This is a genomic window from Mucilaginibacter ginkgonis, assembly GCF_009754905.2.
Taxonomy (GTDB): Bacteria; Bacteroidota; Bacteroidia; order Sphingobacteriales; family Sphingobacteriaceae; genus Mucilaginibacter; species Mucilaginibacter ginkgonis.
The window spans coordinates 3,602,776-3,625,006 of the sequence record NZ_CP066775.1 but is presented as its reverse complement, the minus strand read 5'-3'; the positions used below and the strand labels follow the sequence as shown (position 1 = coordinate 3,625,006).

General features: G+C 46.1%; 19 protein-coding genes. 9 read left to right on the top strand and 10 right to left on the bottom strand.

All coding sequences use genetic code 11. The features are described 5' to 3' along the window. Positions 1-34: 34 nt before the first annotated feature. Together GO620_RS16825 and GO620_RS16820 are read right to left on the bottom strand one after the other, a co-directional pair. Positions 35-1,114, bottom strand: coding sequence for an NAD(P)-dependent alcohol dehydrogenase (locus GO620_RS16825; protein ID WP_157525103.1), 1,080 nt, complete (start codon positions 1,112-1,114; stop codon positions 35-37). Positions 1,115-1,251: 137 nt separating this feature from the next. Continuing rightward, on the bottom strand, positions 1,252-1,836 hold the full coding sequence (locus GO620_RS16820; protein ID WP_157525101.1) for a fasciclin domain-containing protein: 585 nt from the start codon (positions 1,834-1,836) through the stop codon (positions 1,252-1,254). A 251-nt stretch (positions 1,837-2,087) separates the two neighbouring features. Between GO620_RS16820 and GO620_RS16815 the strand changes: the two genes are divergently transcribed. From GO620_RS16815 to GO620_RS16790, 6 genes are all read left to right on the top strand, one after another. Next, positions 2,088-2,864, top strand: coding sequence for a DUF1223 domain-containing protein (locus GO620_RS16815; RefSeq protein ID WP_157525100.1), 777 nt, complete (start codon positions 2,088-2,090; stop codon positions 2,862-2,864). 5 nt (positions 2,865-2,869) lie between these two features. Further along, the gene (locus tag GO620_RS16810; RefSeq protein ID WP_244139435.1) at positions 2,870-3,568 is read left to right on the top strand and encodes a cytochrome b/b6 domain-containing protein; all 699 of its coding nucleotides are present in this window, start codon (positions 2,870-2,872) and stop codon (positions 3,566-3,568) included. Then, a complete protein-coding gene (locus tag GO620_RS16805; protein ID WP_157525099.1) occupies positions 3,568-4,353 on the top strand; it encodes a molybdopterin-dependent oxidoreductase in 786 nt (261 codons plus the stop codon). The genes GO620_RS16810 and GO620_RS16805 overlap by 1 nt, the downstream gene beginning before the upstream one ends. Before the next feature lie 88 nt (positions 4,354-4,441). Further along, entirely contained in the window at positions 4,442-5,704 is a 1,263-nt protein-coding gene (locus GO620_RS16800; RefSeq protein WP_198173557.1) for a BamA/TamA family outer membrane protein, read from the top strand. Positions 5,705-5,785: 81 nt separating this feature from the next. Next, positions 5,786-6,340: a hypothetical protein gene (locus tag GO620_RS16795; protein WP_157525095.1), complete on the top strand. Its 555-nt coding sequence runs from the start codon at positions 5,786-5,788 to the stop codon at positions 6,338-6,340. Between the two features lie 138 nt (positions 6,341-6,478). After that, positions 6,479-9,028 (top strand): TonB-dependent receptor domain-containing protein, encoded by a 2,550-nt coding sequence (locus GO620_RS16790; RefSeq protein ID WP_198173556.1) that lies wholly within the window; start codon positions 6,479-6,481, stop codon positions 9,026-9,028. A 124-nt stretch (positions 9,029-9,152) separates the two neighbouring features. Here GO620_RS16790 and GO620_RS16785 read toward each other — a convergent pair whose 3' ends face one another. From GO620_RS16785 to GO620_RS16750, 8 genes are all read right to left on the bottom strand, one after another. Further along, positions 9,153-9,944, bottom strand: a complete 792-nt coding sequence (locus GO620_RS16785; RefSeq protein ID WP_157525091.1) for a succinate dehydrogenase/fumarate reductase iron-sulfur subunit — start codon at positions 9,942-9,944, stop codon at positions 9,153-9,155. Positions 9,945-10,016: 72 nt separating this feature from the next. Next, on the bottom strand, positions 10,017-11,951 hold the full coding sequence (locus GO620_RS16780; RefSeq protein WP_157525089.1) for a fumarate reductase/succinate dehydrogenase flavoprotein subunit: 1,935 nt from the start codon (positions 11,949-11,951) through the stop codon (positions 10,017-10,019). Between the two features lie 72 nt (positions 11,952-12,023). Further along, positions 12,024-12,809 (bottom strand): succinate dehydrogenase cytochrome b subunit, encoded by a 786-nt coding sequence (locus GO620_RS16775; RefSeq protein ID WP_157525087.1) that lies wholly within the window; start codon positions 12,807-12,809, stop codon positions 12,024-12,026. Positions 12,810-13,239: 430 nt separating this feature from the next. Continuing rightward, positions 13,240-13,593: a VOC family protein gene (locus GO620_RS16770; protein WP_157525085.1), complete on the bottom strand. Its 354-nt coding sequence runs from the start codon at positions 13,591-13,593 to the stop codon at positions 13,240-13,242. 9 nt (positions 13,594-13,602) lie between these two features. Then, positions 13,603-14,055 carry a GNAT family N-acetyltransferase gene (locus GO620_RS16765; RefSeq protein WP_157525083.1) on the bottom strand — a complete coding sequence of 151 codons (453 nt, stop codon included), beginning with the start codon at positions 14,053-14,055 and terminating at the stop codon, positions 13,603-13,605. A gap of 134 nt (positions 14,056-14,189) precedes the next feature. Then, a complete protein-coding gene (locus GO620_RS16760; RefSeq protein ID WP_157525081.1) occupies positions 14,190-16,088 on the bottom strand; it encodes a beta-N-acetylhexosaminidase in 1,899 nt (632 codons plus the stop codon). Between the two features lie 145 nt (positions 16,089-16,233). After that, on the bottom strand, positions 16,234-18,600 hold the full coding sequence (locus tag GO620_RS16755) for a glycoside hydrolase family 3 C-terminal domain-containing protein (RefSeq protein WP_157525079.1): 2,367 nt from the start codon (positions 18,598-18,600) through the stop codon (positions 16,234-16,236). 134 nt (positions 18,601-18,734) lie between these two features. Beyond that, the gene (locus GO620_RS16750) at positions 18,735-20,618 is read right to left on the bottom strand and encodes a gamma-glutamyltransferase family protein (RefSeq protein ID WP_157525077.1); all 1,884 of its coding nucleotides are present in this window, start codon (positions 20,616-20,618) and stop codon (positions 18,735-18,737) included. A gap of 103 nt (positions 20,619-20,721) precedes the next feature. On the opposite strand from GO620_RS16750, the gene GO620_RS16745 reads away from it, so the two are divergent. The 3 genes from GO620_RS16745 (at position 20,722) to GO620_RS16735 (ending at position 22,169) form a co-directional block, all read left to right on the top strand. Continuing rightward, positions 20,722-20,913: a hypothetical protein gene (locus GO620_RS16745; protein ID WP_198173555.1), complete on the top strand. Its 192-nt coding sequence runs from the start codon at positions 20,722-20,724 to the stop codon at positions 20,911-20,913. A 9-nt stretch (positions 20,914-20,922) separates the two neighbouring features. Beyond that, a complete protein-coding gene (locus tag GO620_RS16740) occupies positions 20,923-21,177 on the top strand; it encodes a GNAT family N-acetyltransferase (protein ID WP_198173554.1) in 255 nt (84 codons plus the stop codon). 113 nt (positions 21,178-21,290) lie between these two features. Continuing rightward, positions 21,291-22,169: an aldo/keto reductase gene (locus GO620_RS16735; RefSeq protein WP_198173553.1), complete on the top strand. Its 879-nt coding sequence runs from the start codon at positions 21,291-21,293 to the stop codon at positions 22,167-22,169. The last annotated feature ends 62 nt before the right edge of the window (positions 22,170-22,231 follow it).

The following is a 22,231-nucleotide window of genomic DNA, read 5'->3' as shown; positions in this document are numbered from 1 at the left end:
CTATTGCGCGGGATTCCGTTTGTTAAGCCATCATTTATTTTTTCAGCGAAGCGTTATCGATCACATAGCGGAAACGCACGTCTTCGTCTTTCATCTTATCATAAGCGTCGTTGATCTCTTCAATGCTGATCATCTCAACCTGTGGATGGATATTATGCTCTGCACAGAAATCAAGCACCTCTTGCGTCTCTGCAACCCCGCCGATAAGTGAACCACCTATGCTGCGACCCTGGCTGGCAACATCCATATTGTTAAGCGGTTTTTTGTAAGGCGCTAACAAACCAACGGTTACCAGCGAACCACGGCGTTTCAAAAGTGATACATACGGCGTAATATCAAACGGATCGGGGATGGTAACCAGTATGAAGTTAAAGTAACGGTCGTACTTAGCCATGGCTTCCTTGTCTTCAGAGATCAGTACCGCGCCGGCGCCCAATTGCAAAGCAGATTCGCGTTTCTCTTCTTTGGTCGTGATAGCCGTAACCTCTGCTCCCATGGCTTTGGCTATCATTACTGCCATGTGCCCAAGCCCGCCAATGCCCACCACGCCAACTTTATCTCCCGCTTTTATCCCGGCATGTTTTAAAGGTGAGTAAGTAGTTACCCCGGCACACAGGATCGGTGCGGCCTTGCTGATGTCAAGGGTTTTTGGGATGCTTAAGACAAAATCTTCCTTAACCACAATATTGTTAGAGTATCCGCCGAAGGTGTTGTAACCTGAACCATCCGGAATAAAATATCCGTTATAAGTCATGGTTGGCCCGTGCGGATGCAGGCAAAATTGCTCTTCGCCTTCTTGGCAGGCTTCACAGCTTTTGCAGCTGTCTACCATACAGCCAACGCCTACGGTATCGCCAACCTTAAATTTGGTCACATTCGCACCGGCGAAAGTGACCTTACCAATTATTTCGTGGCCCGGTACGCACGGATAGATCGTGTTGTTCCAATCGTTCTCTACCTGGTGTACGTCTGAGTGGCATACGCCACAATACAAAATATCTATCAGTACCTCATCGGCTTGCGGCCCGGGGCGTTCAAAGTCCATCGGTTCTAATGTCTTACCTCCTAATAGCGACCCAGACGCGCCGTATCCATGTGTTTTAATGCTTTCCATTTGGTGTTAGTTAGTGTGGTAATTTAACCTTGACTACAAGCTATTGTTTAGGATATAGGGAAATACAACTATTAAGAGTTAACAAAAAAGCCCGGCTGAAATAATCAGCCGGGCTCCCGGATTTATAAATTAAATTTTTACTGTTTCGGCAGTAACACGCCATTGATGCCATTCACAACACCATTTGTACCAATGATGTCGTAAACCGTTACTTCAGCAGATACGCCTGCTGCATTAGTTAACTGCAATGTTTGCGTTGGGCTTACAGATAAGGTAAGCGTTTGACCGTCTATGGTTGTAAGTGTTGCTTTACCCTTGCCTGTGGTTAAAGCTTTGATAATATCTGCCTTGGTGTAGCGGCCTGTTACCACATGACCTTTAAGCACTGTGGCCAGTTTTGCGGGATCTTTCATCAATGCATCTAACGCGCCTGCGGGCAGTTTAGAAAATGCAGCGTTGTTCGGCGCGAATATGGTGAATGGCCCCGCAGCACCTAGTGCGGTTGTCAAGTCAGCAGCTTTTACTGCCGCGGCTGCGGTTGAGTAATCTGTATTGGCTGTTAGTATTGCAGCTACGTCCAGGGTCGGTGCCGGCGCTGTGCTGGTTGTGGCAGTAGTTGTTGTTGTGGTTGTCTTTTTTGTAGTGTCTTGTGTCTGTGCACTAACTTTACCTGCGAATAAACCTGCCATTGCAATGGCGGCAACGAAAAATGATCTTCTCATAATAAGATGTTATAAAATTAAATCGGCGGCAATTTGTGGTCACCGCCTGTTGGTTAATAAATAATAAAACCTCTTATAAATAAACTTTGCAATCATCAATTTGTTGCCTGGCAACGATGAAGATGGCTATAAACTCCTGACTTTCAATAACTAAAATAGAAATTTGTGCTCACTTTAAAATGCATAAGGCCGGATTAACATGCCGATAGGCGATTTATTTAGTACCTTAGATTTATATTGAAACCTGCGAAATGACACGGACTAAATTAACAACGGTTATAGCTTTGGTTATTGTAGTGATAACTGCTACTGCGTTCACTACTAATGGAATTTTTAAGAAGAATCACGCGCGTCAGGGATTTGCTGTAGTAGAGTTATTTACTTCTGAAGGGTGCTCCAGCTGCCCGCCGGCAGATGCACTGATTGCCCGTATACAAAATGAGATGGCAGGTAAACCTGTTTACATTTTAGCTTATCATGTTGATTACTGGAACCGACTGGGCTGGCGCGACGTATTTAGCGACGCGGCTTGTACAGCAAAACAAAAACAGTATGTAAATTGGATAAAGGGTTCAAGTGTTTATACGCCGCAGATAGTGGTTAACGGCCGTAAAGAATTCATCGGGTCTGAAGAAGGCACTTTACGTAACAGCATTAAAGCTGCTGAACAAAGCGAGGCAAACTCCACTCTTTCCTTAAATGATTTGACCTTAACCGGTAACCATATTAATTTTAACTACAAGACAAGCGGCAATGAAAGCAACACATCTTTAGTGGTAGCTGTAGTGCAAAAGTCTGCAACTACAAAGGTAGAAGCCGGCGAAAACAGCGGCCGCACATTGGCTCATGTGCAAATTGTACGTCAACTGCAAACGCTAACCTTAAAGAAGCCCTCAGGCAATGGCAACATTGAACTATCAAAAGGGTTGAATACTAAAAACCTGGAAGTGATCGCTTTTCTACAGAACCAAACTAACGGGCAAATAAGCGCGGCCTGCAAGACCAGCCTTCAAAATATTTCGTTATAAGACCGATGAAGGCCATCAAAGAAAAACATTCGGTAATAATGCGGTGGACACACTGGATTAACTTCCCTATTCTAACGGTGATGATCTGGAGCGGGCTGCTTATTTACTGGGCCAGCGACACCTATAAGATCACGTTGTTTGGGCACACGTTCTACAGGTTTTTTCCGCAAGGCTTCTACAAGTTTTTCAACATTCCGCACCGGTTGTCAGAAGGTATGGCATTCCATTTTCTGTTTATGTGGTTTTTTGCCGTAAACGGTTTGTTATACGTAATCTATACAATAGTGTCGGGCAGTTGGCGCGAACTGGTGCCACAGAAAAAATCGTTCAAAGAAGCATGGCAGGTATTGCTGCATGATCTGCACATCCGTAAAATGGCGCCGCCTCAAAATAAATACAACGCAGCCCAGCGCATCGCCTATACCGCAATCATTATTATGGGCTTTGGTTCTTTAATAACAGGTCTGGCTATTTATAAACCCGTACAGTTTGGCTGGCTAACCTGGCTTTGCGGTAGCTATCATACTGCACGCATCATACACTTTGTGCTTACCATTGGATACGTCATATTTTTTGTGATACATGTAATACAGGTTGCCCTGGCCGGGTGGAACAATTTTCGCTCTGTTATTTCGGGTTTTGAAATAATTGACAAGCCCGAGAAAACAAGCGCGAAACCTATGTCTAACGCCGATAGCAAATAATGCCTAACGATAAAAATAAACCGGCTGAAGAACAACCGCTTGATAAAACTATCAAGCGCCGCAACTTTATATCGTTCGCTACTTTTTTTATAGGTGCCGGAGCTGCTTTCGAAGGATGGAAATGGCTTTATCATTCGCCTATCGAGAAACCTGCAATTACAGCGGGTGCACACAAGCCTTTGCGCAAGGCGCTTAACAAAACAGAACTCTTCTTCCGCAACTTTTTCAGCAACCGCCACCTGGTGCGCACTTATCCGGCAGCACTTGCAGCAAACCCGCCAAGGGTAAACAGTTTGATAGGCATCGAGGATCAGAAATATGACGTTGCCTCATGGCAGCTACAGGTAATTACGGACAAAGGATCAAAGCAAAATATTACGCTCGACCAGATCAAAGCCTTACCAAAGACAGACATCGTGTTCGATTTTAAATGTGTAGAAGGCTGGGACCAGATACAACATTGGGGTGGTGTTAAGGTGATAGACTTTATTGAACATTTCGGCCTTGCCCAACAAACCAAAAAAGATTACATGGGCCTGGAGACACCCGATGGGAAATATTACGTCGGTTTGGATATGCCCAGTGCTTTGCACCCGCAAACCATCCTTGCCTATGAAATGAACGGCAAGCCCATAACCATGGAGCACGGGGCACCATTAAGGCTGATCATCCCGGTAAAATATGGCATTAAAAACTTAAAACGCATTGGCACCATGTCGTTCAGCAATGAGCGCCCGCGCGATTACTGGGCAGAAGCAGGGTACGACTATTATTCGGGATTGTAAGCAATATTAATTATTACACATTGCTTATAAATAAGTTGGCTATTTGTACTAAAATTGCATCCTGATACCCCTGCCTAAAGCTGCTGTTTTGACCAGATTTTTCGTAAAGATCCTACACTGTACTGTATTATTCGGCGTGTTGCAGGTTGCCGCTTATGCGCAAACCGTAGAAAAGAACATCTCCATTCCGCAAGTAATTACCGGTAAAAAAGGCGTTGCGGATACCACTAAAGATTCAAATAAACCGACCGACCAAAAAGACCTGCCGGAAGTATTATTCGGGCTTTTCGGTCATAAGGCATCTAACAAATCAGATTCCGTTACTACCAAGCCCGAGTTTTCTGTTGTACCGGCAGTGGGATACACCCTGGTAACTAAACTCGCCTTTGTTTTAGCAGGTAACGTAGCCTGGCGCACGGGGCCGCAGTCGCGCATATCAACTTTAGTTACCAGTGTTTCTTACACATTAAACAAACAGTTTATCATTCCTATCGAAAGCAGTATCTGGACGAAGAACAACAAATATAATTTTATAGGCGATTACCGTTTTTACCGTTATCCGCAAAGTACATTCGGGTTAGGCAGCTCGTCAAATATTGACGATGAAAATCCTATGGATTTTACATTTTTCCGTTTCTACGAAACCGCTTTGCGCCATATAACAGGTAACTTGTATGGTGGTATTGGGTATGCCCTCGATTCGTACACCAATATAAGCGAAGAGGGTACGCTTGATGGCAAACCATCAGCATATAACCTTTATGGCACTAATAGGAAAAATTTAGCTTCCGGCCTTACGGCGAACTTCGTTTATGACTCGCGCGATAACTCCATCAATCCTGCTAAAGGGTTTTACGGCAGCTTGTTGTTTCGCACAAACCAAACTTTCCTCGGCTCTTCACAAAACTGGCAGTCGCTGACATTAGACGTTCGCAAATACATCAACTTCCCGCAAGGGTCGCATAACACTTTGGCCTTATGGTCATACAATTGGTTGGTAGTTGGCGGGCGCCCATCATACCTTAACTTACCGAGTACGGGCTGGGACCAGAACTCTGCTACTGGCCGCGGATACATTCAGGGACGTTTTAGGGGTGCTCAAATGGTTTACCTTGAGTCGGAGTATCGTTTCCCCATCACAAAAAACGGTTTACTCGGAGGGGTGATCTTTGCTAACGCGCAGAGTTTATCTGCACAGCCGGGTACACGTTTACAAGCGGTACAACCTGCAATTGGTCCCGGATTGCGTGTCAAATTGAATAAGACATCGCGCACCAATATTGCTATCGATTATGGCTTTGGCAGGCAGGGCTCAAACGGCTTGTTTATAGACGTAGGCGAAATATTCTAATTGTATAGTTATCCGTATTTAACTTTCTTTAACAAGGCTGGTAACGTTTTTTAACATTTGCTTGCGATAATTTAGCTGCAAATGAAACTAAGGCCATCTTTCTTTTTCATATTGCTGATCTCGGTAGGTTTGGAAGCCATAAGCCAAACTTCTGTACAGCACAAATTGCCGCCGGATTGGACAGTAGAAAAATTCAACCTGCCGCCATCCTTCGCGCCCGGGTTTCCGTACACGGGAACGGAAGAAGCCTTTTTCTCGCCTGACTGGGCGAACAATAAATCGCGCTTGTATTGGACATATTGTTTTAAATGGTCGCTCACCGGATACCCATCGCTCGACAAATCCGGTTTAGAGAACGCCTTGAAAATATACTACACAAACCTGCTGATATCGAACCTCAGATTGGCTAACATAGACCCGGCTTATTCCATCCCGGTTACGGTAAAATTGATCGATCTAAAATCAAATGATATTGCTTATCAGGGAACAGTTACCATGCTCGACTATATGACACAGAAACCCATTGTTCTACATATCCGCGTTATCAAAAAAGAACCAAAGACGATTTTTGTCGAGGCTTCTCCACTACCTGTCGCTGATAAAGTTTGGGCAACAATGGACGCTATTTATAATTAGACAAGCTAACTGTCAGCCTAAAAGTCATGCTTATTTAATATTCTGGTAATAGAATTTTTACCATTAACGCAGTATATAATATCAACAAAGTTACAGGCTTACGGGTTGATGGGTGTTAAAAAGAATGATTTTTGCACCATGAATTTCAAGCGTTTATATTTTCTTTTACTTGCTACCCCTATTTTATTTCTAGCAACTCTGGCACATGCGCAAACAGGCGGCTCTGTTTCGGGCAAATTGGTTGACGGCGCCAACGGCCAGCCATTAGAATTCGCCACCGTATCACTGATCAACAAGGCCGATAACAAACCATTCCGCAGTACACAAACCGCGTTAGGCGGTGGCTTTAATATCACAGGCGTGCCAAACGGCACTTATATTTTCAGGGCTTCATTTGTAGGCTATATATCTTTCAGTAACGATAATGTACTAATCAGCGGCGCGGCAATAAACCTGGGCGCGGTTAAGTTGACTACAGCTAAAGGTGTACTTAAAGAGGTTCAGGTAACGGCGCAACGCAGCCAGATACAGCTAAGCACAGATAAAAAAGTTTTTAGCGTTGACCAAAGTTTAGTAAGCCAGGGGGGTTCTGCTACCGACTTATTAAGCAATGTACCATCAGTACAAGTGGATGTTGACGGTAACATAAACCTTCGCGGATCAAGCGATGTGCGCATACTTATTAACGGCAAGCCCTCAGCGTTAACAGGAGCCAACCTCGCTGATATTTTGCAGTCCATCCCAGCCAGTTCTATCGAGAATATCGAAGTGATCACTAACCCATCATCAAAATACGACGCGGAAGGTCAATCGGGTATCATCAACATTGTGTTAAAACGTAATGCGCAGGTTGGGTTCAACGGCTCCGCCTCAGTTACTGCCGGCACTCAACACACCTACAATACCTCTCTTAACCTGGCTTATCAGACAAAGGCCGTGAACCTTTACACCAACTATAGCTTCCGCAAGGGTACGCGGATCGGTAACGGCACCAGCCACACCATCACAAATGGCAGCACCGGTACTATTACACAAGATCAGGTTGCCGATCAGAGTTTTAATATCAACTCGAATAACATTCGCAGCGGTGTAGATTTTTACCTGGATAAGAAGACTACGCTTAGCCTTACCAATAACATTAACATCCGTACTAACGACAGGCTGCAAAACGGATTTACCAACCTGGCGGGGCCTACGATCTTAGAAACCATCACCCGAAATAATACCAGTAACGGCAGCGGCCATAATCTGGACTTTAATCTGGACTTTAGCCACAAGTACAAAAAGCCCCAGCAAGAGTTAACTGCCAACATCGGATATTCAACCTCCAAGAACGACAATACCGATTACCTGAATACCCTATATAATTACCAGTTTTCGGGGCAGTTGCCTACCGGGTATAATTCTTTACAGAACAACTTCAATCTGGGTAACCAGCATAACTTAAACCTGCAAGCCGATTACGTGCTGCCGTTAAAAAACAGCCGTTTGGAAATGGGCTACCGCAGCACATTTAACAAAACTGATAATAACTACACGGTAGATACGCTAAACCAAGTTGCGGGCCGCTTTGTACGTGCGGATACGCTGGGCAACTTGTTTACTTATAATGAGCAGGTTCATGCGTTGTATACCAATTACCAGCATAGTTTTGGCAATTTTAGCTTACAAGCAGGTTTACGTGCAGAGGACGCGCATATTACTACGCAGACTACTGTGTTGAATAATGTAGAAAATCACAACCAAGATTATTTTAGGATATATCCAAGCGTATTTCTGACCCAAAAACTGACAGAGAACCAAACGTTGCAATTAAGCTACAGCCGCAGGGTAAGCCGCCCGCGCGACAGGCAGATCTCGCCCTTTTTGGATCGCAGCGACCGTCAGAACTATCAGCAGGGTAACCCCAACCTGAGGCCCGAAGATACACATGCTTTTGAGTTAAGCTATATCAACTACTTTAAAGCGTTAACACTTACATCATCGCTTTACTACCGAAAAACCCTGGATGATATTCAGCGGATACAAACCTTATACGGCAATAGCAGCACCATTACACTTACAACTTTCGATAACGTAACCAGTGCATCTAATGGCGGTTACGAGTTGATCGCTAAGCTGACACCATCTAAAATAATTGATCTTACGGGCAATGTTAACGTTTACTACCGCAGCATAAATGGCAATGCCTTACAAGGCATCCGTTCATCATCAGGTACCTCTTTTAATGGTAACTTGACTGCAAACGTTAAGCCGTTACCAAAATTAGGTTTTCAGATCCGCGGCGATTATCAAGGCAGACAAGTAACCGCACAAGGCACGCAGAACGCGTTGTATGGTGTTGACGGTGGTCTGAAATACGATATTACCAAAACGCTTAACTTTAGCGCCAACGCCCGCGATATTTTCAATACCCGCAAATTCAGCAATACAGTTACCAGCGGTGACGGCCGACTCTTCCAAACCTCAGACCGCCGGTTTGCAACACGCATTGTACTCTTCACGCTATCTTATCGCTTTGGCCAGACAGTTGGCGGCAACAAGCAGCAACGCAAAAAGCAAGATCAGCAAAGAGATGATCAGCAAGATCAAAACCCCGACGACATGAACCCGAATAACGGAGGCAATAATGGCGGCGGAGGCAGTAACCCAACCGCTCCTCCACTTAATACATCTGGAAAAATATAAATAAAAAAGGCCCAACATAAGTTGGGCCTTTTTTATTGCAGTAGCGTTGACTGCCGAAATTTTACGTATAAAAAAAGCAGCTTTTTGTTTTCAAAAAGCCGCTTCCGTTTATTTAAATATTTACTTACTCGCCGTGTTGCACTTCATGCACCTCTTCCTGGCGGAATAGCTTAGCACTGAAGTAGTCATTATTCATCGTAGCGATGTTGGTCAGCGTAATTTCCTTAGGGCACTCTGCTTCGCAGGCGCCGGTGTTGGTACAGTTACCAAAACCTTCTTCGTCCATTTGTGCAACCATGGTTTGCGCACGGCGGTAACGCTCTGGCTGGCCTTGCGGCAACAAACCTAACTGCGTGATCTTTGCAGATACAAACAGCATTGCCGACGCATTTTTACATGCCGCTACACAAGCTCCGCAACCAATACACGTAGCTGAGTTGAAAGCTTCATCGGCAATTACCTTAGGTATAGCTATCTCGTTAGCATCGGGTACACCGCCCGTATTTACAGAAATGTAACCGCCCGCTTGCTGTATACGGTCGAACGCCGAACGGTCAACAGCCAGATCCTTCAAAACCGGGAACGGTGCAGCGCGCCAAGGCTCGATAGTTATTGTCTGCCCATCCTCAAAACTGCGCATGTGCAGCTGGCAAGTGGTAATGGCACGTTTAGGGCCATGCGGGCGACCGTTGATATATAATGAACACATACCGCAAATACCTTCGCGGCAATCGTGGTCAAAGTGTATCGGCTCTTGACCGGCTACAGTAAGGCTTTCGTTCACCACGTCTAGCATTTCCAGAAACGACATGTCCGGCGAGATAGCTTCGGCCTTGTAAGTTTCAAACTTACCAGGGGTTTGTGCATTTTTTTGACGCCATACTTTAAGCGTCAGTTTCATATTTGCGTTATCCATTGTTTTAGATTTGAGATGTGAGATATGAGACGCGAGATACCTACTCACAATTCATCACTCACCATTCACTCCTTACTTATAACTTCTCTGCGTAAGCTTAACATTTTCAAATACCAGTTCTTCTTTATTCAAACGTTCCGGCTGATTTTCGCCCATGAACTCCCATGCAGCAACAAAGGCAAAGTTTTCATCGTCGCGTAATGCTTCACCTTCCGGTGTTTGAGATTCTAAACGGAAGTGTCCGCCGCATGATTCGGCGCGCATTAAAGCGTCGTCAACCATTAACTCCCCCAACTCAATAAAGTCGGCAACACGGCCCGCACGTTCCAGGGCAGCGTTTATCTCTTCATTCTCGCCGGTAACAATAGCGTTTTTCCAGAAGTCCGCTTTAAGTTCAGCTATCATGCCTTTGGCTTTTGTTAAGCCTTCGGCAGTACGGGCCATACCACAATACTCCCACATAATGTGGCCAAGTTCGCGGTGGTATTCAACAACTGTTTTGTTGCCCTTAAGCGCCAGCAGTTTATTAATATGAGCTATGGTATCCTCTTTGGTTTTTGCAAAAGCAGGGTGACTTGCGTCGATAGGCTTCGGACCTATGGTAGCCAGGTAATCTCCAAGGGTATAAGGGATGACAAAATAACCGTCGCTTAAGCCCTGCATCAAGGCAGAAGCACCTAAGCGGTTAGCACCGTGGTCAGAGAAATTAGCTTCACCTAAACAGTACAAGCCCGGGATGGTGGTCTGCAAGTTATAGTCAACCCATAGGCCGCCCATTGTATAATGCACCGCAGGGTAAATACGCATTGGTTGCTTATACGGGTTCTCGTCGGTGATCTGTATGTACATGTCAAACAGGTTACCATATTTAGCCCTTACGGTTTCTTCGCCCAAACGCTTTATCGCGTCGGCGAAATCAAGGAAAACCGCAAAGCCGGACGCACCAACACCACGGTGCTCATCAGCCATCTCTTTGGCGTTACGGGAAGCCACGTCGCGCGGAACGAGGTTACCGAATGCAGGGTATTTACGTTCCAGGAAGTAATCCCTATCTTCTTCTTTTATATCGCTTGCCTTAAGCTGGCCTTTGCGCAGTTTCTCTGCAGTCTCAACAGTCTTTGGTGCCCACACGCGGCCGTCATTACGTAACGACTCAGACATCAGCGTTAATTTACTTTGATGTGTGCCGGTAACCGGGATACAAGTTGGGTGGATTTGCGTATAACAAGGGTTTGCAAAGTAAGCACCACGTTTATGCGCCCGCCATGCCGCAGTTACGTTGGAGCCGATAGCGTTTGTAGACAGGTAGAAAACGTTGCCGTAGCCACCTGTGCAAAGCAATACCGCATGACCGGTATGTGTATCTATCTCGCCCGTTTTTAAATTCCGGGTAATAATGCCTTGCGCCTTACCATCAACCACAACAACGTCCAGCATTTCTGTACGGGTGTACATCTTTACTTTACCCTCGTGGATCTGGCGGTTTAGCGCCGAATAGGCGCCCAATAATAACTGTTGACCAGTTTGGCCGCGTGCGTAAAACGTACGTGATACCTGCGCGCCACCAAATGAACGGTTATCTAACATACCGCCGTATTCGCGGGCAAAAGGCACGCCTTGTGCAACGCATTGATCTATTATGTGTACAGAGTTTTCTGCCAGGCGGTAAACGTTGCCTTCGCGAGCACGGTAATCACCACCTTTAATAGTATCATAGAATAGACGGTAAACGCTGTCACCATCATTACGATAGTTCTTAGCAGCGTTTATACCACCCTGAGCCGCGATGGAGTGCGCACGGCGGGGGCTATCCTGAAAACAAAACGCTTTTACATTGTAACCCAATTCGGCCAGCGATGCCGCCGCCGACGCGCCTGCCAAACCTGTACCGACTACAATAATGTCGTACTTACGTTTGTTAGCGGGGTTAACCAGCTTTAAGTTAAATTTATGCTTGCTCCATTTATCGGCTAATGGGCCTTCGGGAACTTTTGCATCTAAAGTCATATTTTCTATACGTTTTAGAGGCCTCACCCCAACCCTCTCCAAAGGAGAGGGAGTTATGGACCTGATAACTTCTTACTTCTTTAAACTCATGATGTAATACACAACCGGCATGGCTGCAAAGCCAAGCGGAACAATTACACCAAAAAACCAGGTACCAATAAAGTACACAATGCCATTGTACTTGCGGTGTACCCAACCCAGCGTTTTAAACGCGCTTTGAAAACCATGCAGCATATGGAACGCCAGTGCAAGCATCGCTATCACATAGATGACCACGTACCATAATTGGCTAAAGCTCTCTGCCACTTTGGTATGCAAATCTTTAACACGGATGATCTCGTTGTTTTGATCATATGATACTGAATGCTCGAAGTCCGGCTTCTCAGGCGTGTAATTAGATACTGTACGTTCGCCCGTGCCCAGGTTGGTGCGGTACTCTTTAAATGTCACACTGTGGGTAAATTTGTATTTATACCAGAAATCGCCCATGTGGATCACGATGAACAAAAACAGTATTGAACCCAGCAGTCCCATGTTCTGTGACGACCATGATGTTGGCGATTTTGTAGTCACTGCGTAGCCAACCGGTCTTGCCTGCCTGTTTTTAATGGTCAGGATCAAGGCATACACTGCATGAACAATAATGCTGGCATACAGCAAATAAGCGATGACCTCGATTGGCGGAAAGTGCGTTAAGAAGTTGGCGTAAATATTAAACGCATAGCCGTTATCATCCTGGAAAAGCTGCAGGTTACCGGCAAGGTGCACAATTAAGAACGTACACAAAAACAACCCCGTTAAAGCCATGATGAGCTTCTTGCCCAGCGACGAGTTTAAGGTATGTTTAGATTGACTCATTTATTTGACAGATTTATTAACAAAATTATTTAATATAAACCAAAAGAAATAAAGTCGGCATGCGATATACCCCTTGTTTATTCTATTTAGAAACGTTCTAAGACAATTTGGTGACAAAGGTCGGATTAGGCCTAAATGTACTCGGATCATTTGGAGGGGATTAATAAAGACCTTTAAGGAGAAGCGATTGATTTCTCGAAAAGCAAGGTCAATGCAACTATTATTGTTGGCCCCGCTATCCGCTAAATGCCTGCGGCATATCGCTGCTATCGGGTTTATATAGTTAAGGTTGTGGCAACACATATTGTCATTGCGAAGAATCCCGATCGTTATCGTGACGCCGCGGAAATCGCCAAGTTGGGTTCTAACTTGCCAAAAGAGATTGCCCCACGCCTGCGGCGGTTCGCAATGCCGTTTGGTAGTGTGAGACCTACTGCTCTACAAAATGCCAGCAAACACCCGCGATATCAATAAGATTTAACTCGCGGCCATAAGGCTGCTGCATGATCTTGCTTACGCGCACGCTATATTTATCTGCCAATTGCTTATTGACAACATCCTGCTGGAACTCTTCTATGTTCGACACCTTTACACTCAGCATAAAGTTCTGAGCAAAGTCTTTTACATCATATTGCTGCAAAATGAAACGGCATTCATCGCGCTGAAAGCCTGCATAACCATCCACTTCCCAATTAATGTGAAACCCCAAATCCAAAAACAATTGTTTCGAGCCTTCAAAGTTGCTGCCCGATGGCACAAATGGCTCAAGTGATAGAAATTTCATAATCAGAAATTATAGCGATTTTGCGTAACAGACGCTGCTCGGCGCGCCAATGTACTGCCCATAGTTTTCTGTTTCCAGGTAGCCCATGCTATTGTAAAGCGCCATTGCCGGAATTTGCTGGTCGCCGGTTTCAAGGATAATTTGATGATACCCAAGTTCCGTTGCCCAAACTTCTAAAGCGCCTAATACCTGTTTAGAAAAACCTTTGCCACGGGCGCCAGGCTCTACATACATCCGTTTCACTTCGGCAACGCCGGGTTCATATTCTTTGAACGCACCGCAGGCTACAGGCACATTATCATCGTAAATAACAATACAGTTGTTTAGCTTATCAACTTTATTGTATTGCCCGTAGAAATCCATTTGCTCGCCATACATGTCAACCAGCTCGGCATCAAGTTTGGCAACAAGGGATAGAAAATCGGCGTTGGTGGAGTTAGTGCGCTTAAGCGTGGTGGTCATGTTAGAAAAAAGAAAATGTCATTGCTAGGGACAAAGCAATCTCTAGCTATTTACTTACAAGCTTGCCTATGAGATTGCCGCGACCCGACATTCGCCGGGTCTCGCAATGACAAATTATACAATTTAGTGCAAACCTACTTCTTGCCTGCCCTTTTGTTCAGATCAGTAACAGGTATTGTCAATAATCTGCCGATTGGTTTACCGCCTCTGTAAGTAATTACCCTTAATTCAAAAGCTTCTTTAGGGACAACCAACTGACTGGTATATTTTGGGTAATGGTTATCGGGGAAGCTATTATCCCAGGTATAATAAATATCCAGGTCTTTCAACTCGGTGCTCATAAATACCTGTACATTACCATCTGCGCCAACGCTGGCAGTAATGGCCGGGTCATATACCGCAGGCGAATACTTCACATCGGCCGCGTCGAAACGTTTAAACTGGTTCTCTACCCTGCCGGCAAAGTTGTCCCAGTTCTTTTTAGATTTCGGGCTCCAGAAATCTTCAGCGATTGCCAAACCGCGCGGCCAGGTCATATATTCTGCATGGCGCATATTGTATACCTGTTCTGTCCACAAGTTAGCCTGTCCGCCTTTGATCAGGCTAGCGTCAACACCATCCGGCACCGGTTCGTAAGAATAACTTTTTGACAAACGCAAGGTTGCATAAACGCGCGGCTCGATCGATACATCGCCCTGCATATAATCTATGTAGGCGTAAGTTGTAGGGCTCATTACCACTTCGTGGCCCATCTTGGCGGCTTTGATACCGCCTTCAATTCCGCGCCAGCTCATTACAGCGGCGTTAGGTGCCAGTCCGCCTTCCAATATTTCGTCCCAGCCTAAAAAGCGTTTGCCTTTAGATTCAACTATCTTTTCTAAGCGTTTTTCGAAGTAGCTTTGTACCTCTTCATAATCTTTCAGGTTTTCTCGTTTCATCAGTGCAGTCACCGAATCGCTTTTAGCCCAAAAGTTTTTAGGGCATTCGTCGCCGCCAACATGGATATACGGGAATGGAAATAGCTGAGCAACCTCTGTCATCACCTTATCTAAAAACTCATAGGTTTTTTCGCTGGCGGGGTTTAAGGTATTATCAACCAATGCAACCGGCGGCTGACCGTGGCTCCAGTCCATGATCTCTTCGCCAGAGCGTACATGATATTTATCCGCGCCAGGCGTGGCAGAAAGTTCGGGATAAGAAGTAACAGCCGCTAAACTGTGACCCGGAACATCAACTTCCGGAAGGATATCTACATAACGATCTTTGGCATATTTAACCAACTCGCGAATGTCATCCTGGGTGTAGAAACCGCCGTAAGTGCGTGGCTCGTCTGCAGGCGGCGCCGGGAATGAACCAAAATAACCTACCCTTTTTGCGTTGTAGGCACCAATAGTGGTTAACTTAGGCAGGCTCTTAATTTCTATACGCCAGCCTTCATCATCTGTAAGGTGCATGTGCAGCAGGTTGAATTTAAAGCGCACCATATTATCTATGTATTGCTTAACATCTGCTTTAGTAAAGAAGTGGCGCGAAACGTCGAACATCAAACCACGCCACGCAAAGCGCGGATAGTCTGTAACCTTAACGCATGGCACTGTCCACGCTCTGGCAACCTGTGTTTGACTTTCAATTTCTTTAGGAAATAACTGCAATAGCGACTGCACACCATAGAACAAGCCTGCAGGCTCATTTGCAGTGATCACTATATTTTTTGGTGATACCGTAAGCATATAACCTTCTTTACCGATAACTGCGTTATTGCTTTTGTTAAGCACCAATTGTATAGTTGCAGTGCCTCCGCTTTTTGTGGTGATCACCGAATGTGTAGCCGCTTGCAGTTTATTCTTAAGGTAGTTTGCCGTGATACCTGCACTTGCGGGAGCAGCTATCGACACAGATTTTGGTAAAGTAAACGTACCCGCGGTTTCTTTAACCTCGACAGGTTCCGGAATAATGGATACCTTTTTTACTGGCTGCGCAAACGCCGTAACGCCCAGGCATACCGATAGTAAAAGAGCAGAAAGTTTTTTCATAATGTGAGAGAGAAGTAATTGGTTTTCTGATGGCTTGCAAATTAAACTTATACCGATGATTATGCAAGCGCTTTTGCAGATTAACCCTCCCAAACTAAAAAGCCCCTTCCGTATTCGGAAGGGGCTTAAAATTAATATCAGCTAATTATTGTGCTCTTACTATTTCATTGATGGGTCCTGATGGGGCAAGGGCTTTATGCACATGCTCAACCGTTATTGGTTTTGCCAGGTTAAAGCTGCCGTCTTTTTTAATATCTGTTGATGACGCGCCTATTTTAATTTTATAATCGCCGGCTTCTGCCATCCATGATTCTGACGAGGTATCGAACGAAGCCAGGTCTGCCGCGCTGATAATGAATGTCAGTAATTGTGCTTCGCCCGGTTTTAGCAAGCGGGTTTTCGCAAAGCCTTTTAACTCGCTTTCTGGCTTCTGCATCATTTTAGACGGCGCACTAATGTATAACTGTACAACCTCCTTACCGGCAACTTTGCCTTTGTTGGTCACTAAAACCGTAGCGGTAAGGCGGCCGTTAAACTTATTTGAGCTAAGCGCGAATTTGCTATAGCCAAAGTCGGTGTATGACATACCATAGCCAAATTCAAAAGCAGGTTTTACATTAAACGTGTTGAAGTAACGGTAACCTACAAAAATGCCATCGTCATAAGTAACCTCGCTAGGCTGTGCGCCCAACATTGGATTAGCAGGCGCTGTTGTACCCGGCAGTGGCTTGCCCGGAAAATCTTTAGCATTTGGCACATCCATATATTTTACCGGGAAGGTTACCGCCAGTTTACCTGATGGGTTTACCTTGCCGCGCAAAACATTGGCGATAGCGTTACCACCTTCGAGGCCCGGCTGCCACGCCAATAAGATACCATCAACCTTATCTCTCCAGCTCGCGGTTTCTATCACACCACCAATGTTCAAGACCACAACTACTTTCTTACCCGCAGCATGGAATGCGTTGCTCACATTATCGATCATGTCCAGTTCAACCCGGCTCAGGTTAAAGTCATCAGGCTTACGGTCTGCACCTTCGCCTGCTATACGGCCAATGCTGATCACAGCTACGTCGCTTGCAGCCGAACGGCTCTTCAATATCTCGGGCGTTAACGGCATCTCTGCAATTGGCGGCGGCGCCATAAACATCGACAGCATAGTAGGTTTCGGCATTTTAGATTTTGCATCTGCCAGGTACGCGCCATAGCTGTCGCTCAATAACGGATCTACGCTGTAGCCCGAATTTTGCAAGCCCTTATTAAGCGAGATTACATAAGCTTTGTTCACCATACCACTGCCGCTTCCGCCGGTGATCAGGTTATAGCCATTATTACCGAATAAGGCCACATTGGTGCCGCTTAACGGCAGCACGTTGTATTTATTCTTCAGCAATACCATACCTTCAGCAGCTGCGGTGCGGCTTACCATGGCGTCGGCAGCCAGGTTCGGCTTATCAGAATATTTATAGTTTTTAAATGTCGGTGTTTGCAGTATCACGGTCAGGATGTGGGTCACATCTGCATCCAACTGCGCTTTACTGATAGCGCCGGATTTCACTGCTGCCAGTATCGCGTTTGTCTGGGTAAGGGTACCAGGCATCATCAGGTCATTACCCGCGTTTACCTGTGCAACCGCGTCTTTACCGCCAAACCAGTCTGTCATCACGAAGCCTTTAAAGCCCCACTCGTTACGCAGAATGGTTGTTAACAGGTCGCGGTTTTGCGAAGTATAAGTGCCGTTAACCAAGTTGTATGAAGACATCACCGTCCAAGGCTGAGCCTTCTTAACGGCGATCTCGAAACCCTTCAAATAAATTTCGCGCATGGCGCGCTCACTTACAAAAGTGTTAAGCGCGGTACGGTTGTATTCGGCATTGTTGGCTACAAAGTGTTTGATAGAGGTACCCACACCGTTTGACTGTATACCTTTTACTATCGCCGCGGCCATGTTGCCGCTGATGATAGGGTCTTCAGAAAAATACTCGAAGTTACGGCCGCCAAGCGGGTTACGCTGAATGTTCATCCCAGGGCCCAGCAATACATCTACCCCGTACTCTTTAACCTCGTGACCGAAGGCCATACCTACGCGGCGCACCAGCGCGGTATCCCACGAAGATGCCAGCAGTGTACCAACAGGGAACGCGGTAGCGTAATATGTTTTAGTACTGTCTTTATGGCGGATTGGATTAATACGCACGCCGGCAGGGCCATCGGCAACGGTAATGGTTGGGATGCCTAAACGCGGAATGGCATGCAGGCGCCCGGCTGCACCGGCAACCTTCTCTGGTATTTTATCTTCGGGTGCAACGGGTGGCAGCATACCGGCAGGGATGCCTTCGATGTTGAAGCCCATACCTACCAGCAATTTTACTTTTTCTTCAATGGTCATGGCGGCAACAACATCTTTAACCGGGCTTTTGCCCAGCATTGGCGTTTTTGCCGCACCTTTTTTCTGCGCACTTGCCGCTACGGGCAGTAGCAATGCCAGAAACACAAGTTTCGAAAATTTCATAAAGTCTAAAAATTGGTTTTAATTGGTTCTTTGTGTTAAACCGACACAATGTAGACTTTATATTATTTATTCAAAAATTATTTTGAAATATATTGACGGATAAGTAGTTAGATCAATCCAAAATTTAACAGTAGCTACCAACCAATCCCATAATCCTCGCCGTGATTACTGCTGCCGCCCCAAAGTGTACCGTGTTTGGTGTCGAAGTATACCGCGTTGATAGGCCCGCTGGTGCGTTCTGTAAAGCTTAGGGTGTAGCCCAATTTCTTTAACTCTTCGCGTACGTTTTGTGGCGTGTTGCTGTTCAATAATATCTGACCGGGTTTGGGCTCACGGTCGGAAATTTTGCTTCCGCCGAGCGACAGCCACAACTGGTTAGTGTTAAAGTTAGGCGCCTCAGTTGCGCGCTGCACGTTCATGCCAAATTCGGCTACATTTAAAAAGAACTGAATCAAGTTTTGATCCTGCGTATCCCCACCCTGAACGGCGGCGCTCAAAAATGGCTTGCCATCCTTTAAGAACATTGACGGCGACAACGTTACCCGCGGGCGCTTGCCGGGAGCAACTACATTAAATGGATTTAATGCAGCATCCAGCACAAAGCTTTGCATTCGTTGACTCATGCCGATACCTGTATTGCCTGCAATGCATGCCGGCAGCCAGCCGCCGCTTGGCGTTACTGACACTACCCAGCCGTCTTTGTCAGCTGCTTCTATAGAGGTAGTACCCCGCCAAAGCCTGTCCTGGTAGTCTGCGTCTTTAGGCGAGTTCATGCCGAGGTCGTGCTTTGGCGCGAAGTTTCTTTTAGTGGTATCCATCTCAAAGCCACGTTCTTTAAGCAGCCTGATGTATGGATTGATTCTTCCTTCGAAGGTGTAAGGGTTACCAGGGCCGATCTTTGCATCGTTCTTGTCATATTGTATTAACGCCGCGCGTTGTTTTGCATACTCCTTACTTAACAGGCCTTTCATTGGCTGGCCTGTGTTGGCGTAGGGGTCGCCGTAATAAAAGTCGCGGTCGGCAAAGCTTAGGTTCATGGCCTGATACAGGGTATGGATATACTTCGAACTGTTGTAGCCCATCCCCTTCAAATCGAAATTCTCCAAAATATTTAGCGCTTGCAGCATCACAGGGCCTTGCGTCCACTGCTGCAGTTTATAAACCTCAATGCCTTTATAGTTAATGCTCAATGGCTGTTCTTCTATCGGCTTCCACTTAGCCAGGTCCTGCATGGTAATTAATCCGCCTTGTTCCTTAGAACCGCGAACAAACTCTTCGGCGATGTCACCTTTATAAAAGCGATCATAAGCTGCCATCAACGCTTCTTTACGGCTTTTGCCCTTTTTAAGTGCCGCGGTCTCGGCATCAACCATTTTGGTTAAGGTATTTAGCAAGTCTTTCTGCACAAATATTTCGCCCGGTTCGGGTGTCTCCCGTTTTTCCCCCGGATGGGTAAAGAACACTTTTTTACTGTATGGCCATGTAGCCAGCATATCGTGGTCGCGGGCCATGGTGTTTGCACTCTGCGCCTCTATCGCGTAGCCTGCCGCCATGTGCATAGCAGGTGCCAGCACCTGCTTTAAACTCATGCTGCCGTAATTCATCAGCATGTAAATTAATCCGCCGGGTGTGCCCGGCGTGGTTGCCGCAAGCGGGCCGTATTCGGGAGGGAAGTTGTATCCCTTGCTTTTAAAAAATTCTACCGTCGCGCCGGTAGGCGCTACACCCATTGCATTTATGGCGATCACTTTCCCGGTTTTTGGGTTGTAGATGAGTGCCTGCGTTTCGCCGCCCCAGCTAAGGGTATCCCACATGGTGCAGGTCGCGGCCAGCATGGCACAAGCGGCGTCAACAGCGTTACCACCCTGCTGAAATATCATTGCCCCTGCCGTTGCTGCCATTGGTTTGCCGGTAATAGCCATCCAGCTGCTGCCATAGATCATTGGCTTTTGGGTTTGCTGCGCAAATAGCTGCACACATAAGAAATTTGCTAAAAGTAGGGCTGATAAACGCTTCATGCTGACTAAGATAGATAAATAGTTTAACCACTCCTAACCTACTCTGAAAGATAAACGGCGTATACACTTGACGGAAAATAAGAAGTTTTAATAGTTTTGATTTATGCAAATTCAAGTCCGCCCGATCGAGAAAAGAGACTATGACCAATGGCTGCCCCTTTGGGAAGGCTATAACACTTTTTACCATCGCGTTGACGCTAACGCACTCGACGCAAAAGTTACAGAAACAACCTGGGCGCGCTTCTTTGATGCTTACGAACCAGTGCACGCGCTGGTGGCCGAGCATGATGGCTAACTCTTGGGCATGACGCACTATCTGTTCCACCGCAGCACCAGTGCCATAAATCCCAACTGCTATTTGCAGGACCTGTTCACACTGCCCGAAGTCCGCGGAAAAGGCGTCGGCCGCGCGCTAATTAATGCGGTTTATGAAATCGCGAAAAAAGCAGGCTGCCCACGGGTGTATTGGACTACGCAGGAAACCAACCACACCGCAATGCAGCTTTATAATAAAGTGGCAACGAAATCAGACTTTGTGATCTATCGAAAGATGTTTTAAGGCCTCATCCCAACCCTTCTCCTTTGGAGAAGGACTTTAGTCAAATTTGATTTTAGCGCGCAAACAAAGCCAAATCGGTAACGTTAGCAATGCACAATTTAATTACTATAATAATGTCAAATCCGAAAACTATCCAGATCGGTGCTAACACCGCTAATCCCTATACATTAAACCGCTTAGGATACGGCACCATGCGCCTTACCGGCGAAGGCTTTTACGGCGAACCAAAAAACCGGGATGAAGCATTGCGCGTGCTTAAACGTGCTATAGATGCAGGAATAAATTACATAGACACTGCAGACTTTTACGGTCCGGGTGTTACCAACCGTTTGATCGCTGAAGCTTTGCATCCATACAAAAACGACCTGGTGATAGGCACAAAAGTTGGCGCCATCCGCGGCAGCGACAAAAGCTGGAACCCATATAGCAAACCCGACGAGCTGCGCAAAAGCATCGATAACAACTTAAAAGAACTAAAGCAAGACCAGATCACTTTGGTCCATTACCGCTTTATGCCCGCGCATGAAGCGCATTTTGATGAGTCGGTTGGGGCTATGTTCGATATGCAGAAAGAAGGCAAGATCATACATGTTGGCCTTAGCAACGTAAGCCGTACACAATTAGAAAAAGGCATGGGCATGGGCAACATCGCCAGCGTACAAAACCTGTATGGCTACCACCAGCGCACTACGCTTGCCGGGCATATGGGCGGCGCCGGCGGCGAAGAAATTTTAGACATACTGGAGCAGAACGGTATTCCGCTGATTCCATACTTCTCGCTGCACACTTCTTTGAATAAGGGCGAGGATAAGATCGAAGAAATGGCTAAAAAGTACAACGTAAGCCCGGCACAGATGAATATTGCCTGGTTGTTGCATAAGTCGCCGGTAATGCTGCCAATACCGGGTACAACTTCTGTAGCTCATCTCGAAGAAAACATTAAAGCTGCTGACATTGAGATCAGCGATGAGGATATGGCGTATTTGGGTTAACCTCTCCCCCAACCCCTCTCCAAAGGAGAGGGGCTTGAGCTCCCCCGGGGTTTTTAAAAACT

What these genes read in the sequence shown, in the direction of transcription:
- GO620_RS16760 (WP_157525081.1), bottom strand. Translation starts at nt 16,088, where the DNA reads ATGAAAAAACTTTCTGCTCTTTTACTATCGGTATGCCTGGGCGTTACG.
- GO620_RS16765 (WP_157525083.1), bottom strand. Translation starts at nt 14,055, where the DNA reads ATGACCACCACGCTTAAGCGCACTAACTCCACCAACGCCGATTTTCTA.
- GO620_RS16820 (WP_157525101.1), bottom strand. Translation starts at nt 1,836, where the DNA reads ATGAGAAGATCATTTTTCGTTGCCGCCATTGCAATGGCAGGTTTATTC.
- GO620_RS16735 (WP_198173553.1), top strand. Translation starts at nt 21,291, where the DNA reads ATGTCAAATCCGAAAACTATCCAGATCGGTGCTAACACCGCTAATCCC.
- GO620_RS16755 (WP_157525079.1), bottom strand. Translation starts at nt 18,600, where the DNA reads ATGAAATTTTCGAAACTTGTGTTTCTGGCATTGCTACTGCCCGTAGCG.
- GO620_RS16790 (WP_198173556.1), top strand. Translation starts at nt 6,479, where the DNA reads ATGAATTTCAAGCGTTTATATTTTCTTTTACTTGCTACCCCTATTTTA.
- GO620_RS16815 (WP_157525100.1), top strand. Translation starts at nt 2,088, where the DNA reads ATGACACGGACTAAATTAACAACGGTTATAGCTTTGGTTATTGTAGTG.
- GO620_RS16805 (WP_157525099.1), top strand. Translation starts at nt 3,568, where the DNA reads ATGCCTAACGATAAAAATAAACCGGCTGAAGAACAACCGCTTGATAAA.
- GO620_RS16785 (WP_157525091.1), bottom strand. Translation starts at nt 9,944, where the DNA reads ATGGATAACGCAAATATGAAACTGACGCTTAAAGTATGGCGTCAAAAA.
- GO620_RS16780 (WP_157525089.1), bottom strand. Translation starts at nt 11,951, where the DNA reads ATGACTTTAGATGCAAAAGTTCCCGAAGGCCCATTAGCCGATAAATGG.
- GO620_RS16745 (WP_198173555.1), top strand. Translation starts at nt 20,722, where the DNA reads ATGCAAATTCAAGTCCGCCCGATCGAGAAAAGAGACTATGACCAATGG.
- GO620_RS16795 (WP_157525095.1), top strand. Translation starts at nt 5,786, where the DNA reads ATGAAACTAAGGCCATCTTTCTTTTTCATATTGCTGATCTCGGTAGGT.
- GO620_RS16770 (WP_157525085.1), bottom strand. Translation starts at nt 13,593, where the DNA reads ATGAAATTTCTATCACTTGAGCCATTTGTGCCATCGGGCAGCAACTTT.
- GO620_RS16810 (WP_244139435.1), top strand. Translation starts at nt 2,870, where the DNA reads ATGAAGGCCATCAAAGAAAAACATTCGGTAATAATGCGGTGGACACAC.
- GO620_RS16740 (WP_198173554.1), top strand. Translation starts at nt 20,923, where the DNA reads ATGACGCACTATCTGTTCCACCGCAGCACCAGTGCCATAAATCCCAAC.
- GO620_RS16750 (WP_157525077.1), bottom strand. Translation starts at nt 20,618, where the DNA reads ATGAAGCGTTTATCAGCCCTACTTTTAGCAAATTTCTTATGTGTGCAG.
- GO620_RS16775 (WP_157525087.1), bottom strand. Translation starts at nt 12,809, where the DNA reads ATGAGTCAATCTAAACATACCTTAAACTCGTCGCTGGGCAAGAAGCTC.
- GO620_RS16825 (WP_157525103.1), bottom strand. Translation starts at nt 1,114, where the DNA reads ATGGAAAGCATTAAAACACATGGATACGGCGCGTCTGGGTCGCTATTA.